3 rRNA genes are annotated in these 5,483 nt (G+C 55.0%); all 3 read right to left on the bottom strand.

Going from position 1 to position 5,483, the window contains the following annotated elements:
- Window positions 1-9: 9 nt before the first annotated feature.
- The 3 genes from rrf to DO944_RS15500 all read right to left on the bottom strand — a co-directional run bounded on the left by rrf (window position 10) and on the right by DO944_RS15500 (window position 5,226).
- Window positions 10-126, bottom strand: a 5S ribosomal RNA gene (gene rrf, locus DO944_RS15490).
- A 100-nt stretch (window positions 127-226) separates the two neighbouring features.
- Window positions 227-3,333: ribosomal RNA gene (locus DO944_RS15495) — 23S ribosomal RNA — on the bottom strand.
- Window positions 3,334-3,706: 373 nt separating this feature from the next.
- A 16S ribosomal RNA gene (locus tag DO944_RS15500) occupies window positions 3,707-5,226 on the bottom strand.
- The 16S, 23S and 5S rRNA genes sit together here, the layout of an rRNA operon.
- Window positions 5,227-5,483 lie beyond the last annotated feature (257 nt).

A 5,483-nucleotide genomic window follows, 5' to 3' on the forward strand; every position in this document is an offset into this window, starting at 1 on the left:
ACGAAAGAAGTCCGGCGGTGTCCTACTCTCCCACAGGGTCCCCCCTGCAGTACCATCGGCGCTGTGAGGCTTAGCTTCCGGGTTCGGAATGTAACCGGGCGTTTCCCTCACGCTATGGCCGCCGAAACACTATTGATGTTTCAGTCTGCACAACGATCAATTCGTTATGCGGTTCTCGACCGTACATCGAGAACCACTCAGTGGACGCAAGCACCAAAAACGGTGTGTTATCAAGTCATCGGCTTATTAGTACCGGTCAGCTTCACGTGTTACCACGCTTCCACATCCGGCCTATCAACCCAGTAGTCTGGCTGGGAGCCTCTCGCCCGAAGGCATGGAAATCTCATCTTGAGGCCGGCTTCCCGCTTAGATGCTTTCAGCGGTTATCCATCCCGAACGTAGCTAACCAGCGGTGCTCCTGGCGGAACAACTGGCACACCAGAGGTTCGTCCAACCCGGTCCTCTCGTACTAGGGTCAGATCCTCTCAAATTTCCTACGCGCGCAGCGGATAGGGACCGAACTGTCTCACGACGTTCTAAACCCAGCTCGCGTACCGCTTTAATGGGCGAACAGCCCAACCCTTGGGACCTACTCCAGCCCCAGGATGCGACGAGCCGACATCGAGGTGCCAAACCATGCCGTCGATATGGACTCTTGGGCAAGATCAGCCTGTTATCCCCGAGGTACCTTTTATCCGTTGAGCGACAGCGCTTCCACAAGCCACTGCCGGATCACTAGTCCCGACTTTCGTCCCTGCTCGACCTGTCAGTCTCACAGTCAAGCTCCCTTGTGCACTTACACTCGCCACCTGATTGCCAACCAGGTTGAGGGAACCTTTGGGCGCCTCCGTTACTTTTTGGGAGGCAACCGCCCCAGTTAAACTACCCACCAGGCACTGTCCCTGAACCGGATTACGGTTCGAAGTTAGATATCCAGAGTGACCAGAGTGGTATTTCAACAATGACTCCACGGTAACTGGCGTCACCGCTTCAAAGTCTCCCACCTATCCTACACAAGCCACACCGAACACCAATACCAAGCTGTAGTAAAGGTCACGGGGTCTTTCCGTCCTGCTGCGCGTAACGAGCATCTTTACTCGTAGTGCAATTTCGCCGAGTTCGCGGTTGAGACAGTTGGGAAGTCGTTACGCCATTCGTGCAGGTCGGAACTTACCCGACAAGGAATTTCGCTACCTTAGGATGGTTATAGTTACCACCGCCGTTTACTGGGGCTTAAATTCTCAGCTTCGCCTTGCGGCTAACCGGTCCTCTTAACCTTCCAGCACCGGGCAGGCGTCAGTCCGTATACATCGTCTTGCGACTTGGCACGGACCTGTGTTTTTAGTAAACAGTCGCTACCCACTAGTCTCTGCGGCCTCCACACCCTTTCGGAGTAAATCCTAATAAGTGGAAGGCCCCCCTTCTCCCGAAGTTACGGGGGCATTTTGCCGAGTTCCTTAACCACGATTCTCTCGATCTCCTTGGTATTCTCTACCTGACCACCTGAGTCGGTTTGGGGTACGGGCAGCTAGAACCTCGCGTCGATGCTTTTCTCGGCAGCATAGGATCACCCACTTTTTATCCGCATCGTGTCTCAGCCTTAATGAGTCACGGATTTGCCTATGACTCGGCCTACGCACTTGCCCCGGGACAACCATCGCCCGGGTTGGGCTACCTTCCTGCGTCACACCTGTTAATACGCTAGCCGCACCAGCATGGGGTCGAGCGTTAGACCGGACCGTCTCACCCCGAAGGGATCAACTAAGCCCGGGTTAGGACTCTTAGCACCACTGGATTAGCTTGGGCGGTTCTTCGCCGGTACGGGAATATCAACCCGTTGTCCATCGACTACGCCTGTCGGCCTCGCCTTAGGTCCCGACTTACCCAGGGAAGATTAGCTTGACCCTGGAACCCTTGGTCTTTCGGAGGACGTGTTTCTCACACGTCTTTCGCTACTCATGCCTGCATTCTCACTCGTGTGCCGTCCACGGCTGGGTCACCCCGCCGCTTCACCCGGCACACGACGCTCTCCTACCCATCAACACGGCTGGACCACGAAGGCCTACCAATAATGTCAATGCCACAACTTCGGTGGCGTGCTTGAGCCCCGTTACATTGTCGGCGCGGAATCACTTGACCAGTGAGCTATTACGCACTCTTTCAAGGGTGGCTGCTTCTAAGCCAACCTCCTGGTTGTCAGAGCAACTCCACATCCTTTCCCACTTAGCACGCGCTTTGGGACCTTAGTTGGTGGTCTGGGTTGTTTCCCTCTCGACTATGAAGCTTATCCCCCACAGTCTCACTGCTGCGCTCTCACTTACCGGCATTCGGAGTTTGGCTGACGTCAGTAACCTTGTAGGGCCCATCGGCCATCCAGTAGCTCTACCTCCGGCAAGAAACACGCAACGCTGCACCTAAATGCATTTCGGAGAGAACCAGCTATCACGAAGTTTGATTGGCCTTTCACCCCTATCCACAGCTCATCCCCTCAGTTTTCAACCTAAGTGGGTTCGGTCCTCCACGACGTCTTACCGTCGCTTCAACCTGGCCATGGATAGATCACTTCGCTTCGGGTCTAGGACACGCGACTGAATCGCCCTATTCAGACTCGCTTTCGCTACGGCTACCCCACACGGGTTAACCTCGCCACGTATCGCTAACTCGCAGGCTCATTCTTCAAAAGGCACGCTGTCACCCCTACTAAGGAGGCTCCAACGGTTTGTAAGCAAACGGTTTCAGGTACTATTTCACTCCCCTCCCGGGGTACTTTTCACCTTTCCCTCACGGTACTTGTCCGCTATCGGTCATCTGGGAGTATTTAGGCTTATCAGGTGGTCCTGACAGATTCACACGGGATTTCTCGGGCCCCGTGCTACTTGGGATACTCTTCACGCCAAGAGAAGCATTTCGACTACGGGGTTCGCACCCTCTATGACCAGGCATTCAAACCTGTTCGTCTATACCTTCTTGTAACGTCGACCACTCGGCAGAATGATCAGAAAAGTCCCACAACCCCCAACGTGCAACGCCTGCCGGCTATCACACACGCAAGGTTTAGCCTGATCCGGTTTCGCTCGCCACTACTAACGGAATCGCTGTTGCTTTCTCTTCCTGTGGGTACTGAGATGTTTCACTTCCCCACGTTCCCTCTACCCGCCCTATATATTCAGGCGGGAGTCACTAGGTCGGCACGCCGCCCAGCGGGGTTTCCCCATTCGGACACCCTCGGATCACAGTGTGCTTATCCACTCCCCGAGGCTTATCGCAGATTGCTACGTCCTTCTTCGGCTCCAGATGCCAAGGCATCCACCGTTTGCTCTTAAAGACTTGAAATCACATGAGTTGAATCGTCAAAAAATTGACTAATGATCTTTAAGATCATCTTCACGACACAACACCCGAAGGTGTCGCATCGAAGATGCTCGCGTCCACTGTGTAGTTCTCAAAGTACGGGCGGTACCCTCCCCACATGCCACCCAAGCAGCATGAAGAAAAGGCCCAGAGGTTGCGGACTCTCATCCGGTCCCTCAGGACCCAACAGCGTGCAGGTACGACCTCCGAAACCCTCCCGTTCCCACCGCAAGCGGCGTACTAGAGAAGAACCTCATCCTTCGCACCATGTCAAATGTTCCACCCATGAGCTCCCAGCGAAGAACATGTGCCTTCGAACTGGGTTCTGGACTCCGAAGAGTCAGATGCTCCTTAGAAAGGAGGTGATCCAGCCGCACCTTCCGGTACGGCTACCTTGTTACGACTTAGTCCTAATTACCGATCCCACCTTCGACGGCTCCCTCCACAAGGGTTGGGCCACCGGCTTCAGGTGTTACCGACTTTCATGACTTGACGGGCGGTGTGTACAAGACCCGGGAACGTATTCACCGCAGCGTTGCTGATCTGCGATTACTAGCGACTCCGACTTCATGAGGTCGAGTTGCAGACCTCAATCCGAACTGGGACCGGCTTTTTGGGATTCGCTCCACCTCACGGTATTGCAGCCCTTTGTACCGGCCATTGTAGCATGCGTGAAGCCCAAGACATAAGGGGCATGATGATTTGACGTCATCCCCACCTTCCTCCGAGTTGACCCCGGCAGTATCCCATGAGTTCCCACCATTACGTGCTGGCAACATAGAACGAGGGTTGCGCTCGTTGCGGGACTTAACCCAACATCTCACGACACGAGCTGACGACAACCATGCACCACCTGTATAGAGACCTTGCGGGGCGACTGTTTCCAGACGTTTCCTCTATATGTCAAGCCTTGGTAAGGTTCTTCGCGTTGCATCGAATTAATCCGCATGCTCCGCCGCTTGTGCGGGTCCCCGTCAATTCCTTTGAGTTTTAGCCTTGCGGCCGTACTCCCCAGGCGGGGAACTTAATGCGTTAGCTGCGTCACGGAATCCGTGGAATGGACCCCACAACTAGTTCCCAACGTTTACGGGGTGGACTACCAGGGTATCTAAGCCTGTTTGCTCCCCACCCTTTCGCTCCTCAGCGTCAGTTACGGCCCAGAGATCTGCCTTCGCCATCGGTGTTCCTCCTGATATCTGCGCATTCCACCGCTACACCAGGAATTCCAATCTCCCCTACCGCACTCTAGTCTGCCCGTACCCACTGCAGGCCCGAGGTTGAGCCTCGGGTTTTCACAGCAGACGCGACAGACCGCCTACGAGCTCTTTACGCCCAATAATTCCGGATAACGCTTGCGCCCTACGTATTACCGCGGCTGCTGGCACGTAGTTAGCCGGCGCTTTTTCTGCAGGTACCGTCACTTTCGCTTCTTCCCTGCTAAAAGAGGTTTACAACCCGAAGGCCGTCATCCCTCACGCGGCGTTGCTGCATCAGGCTTTCGCCCATTGTGCAATATTCCCCACTGCTGCCTCCCGTAGGAGTCTGGGCCGTGTCTCAGTCCCAGTGTGGCCGGTCACCCTCTCAGGCCGGCTACCCGTCGACGCCTTGGTGAGCCATTACCTCACCAACAAGCTGATAGGCCGCGAGCTCATCCCTGACCGAAATTCTTTCCAGCTACTGACCATGCGGTCGCAGCTCGTATCCGGTATTAGACGCCGTTTCCAGCGCTTATCCCAGAGTCAGGGGCAGATTGCTCACGTGTTACTCACCCGTTCGCCACTGATCCACAGAGCAAGCTCTGCTTCACCGTTCGACTTGCATGTGTTAAGCACGCCGCCAGCGTTCATCCTGAGCCAGGATCAAACTCTCCGTAAAGAAAATTTGCTGCGACCAGCCGGAAAAAGACTGGAGCAGCGAGTTTGATGCTGACCAAAGAGATAAATCATTGCTGACTATCCGTTGCCTCCCCCGAAGGGAAGGTCTTTGATCCAAAGGAATCTCACCCCACCGAAGTGGAGTCGAGGTTATTTGGCATTTGACAAGTGCACGCTGTTGAGTTCTCAAGGATCGGACGCTCCCCCAACTGACCTCACAGCCAGCCCAGAGGGCAACTTCACAACCATACCCCACCG

The organism is Microbacterium sp. SMR1, from assembly GCF_003289625.1.
GTDB lineage: Bacteria > Actinomycetota > Actinomycetes > Actinomycetales > Microbacteriaceae > Microbacterium > Microbacterium plantarum.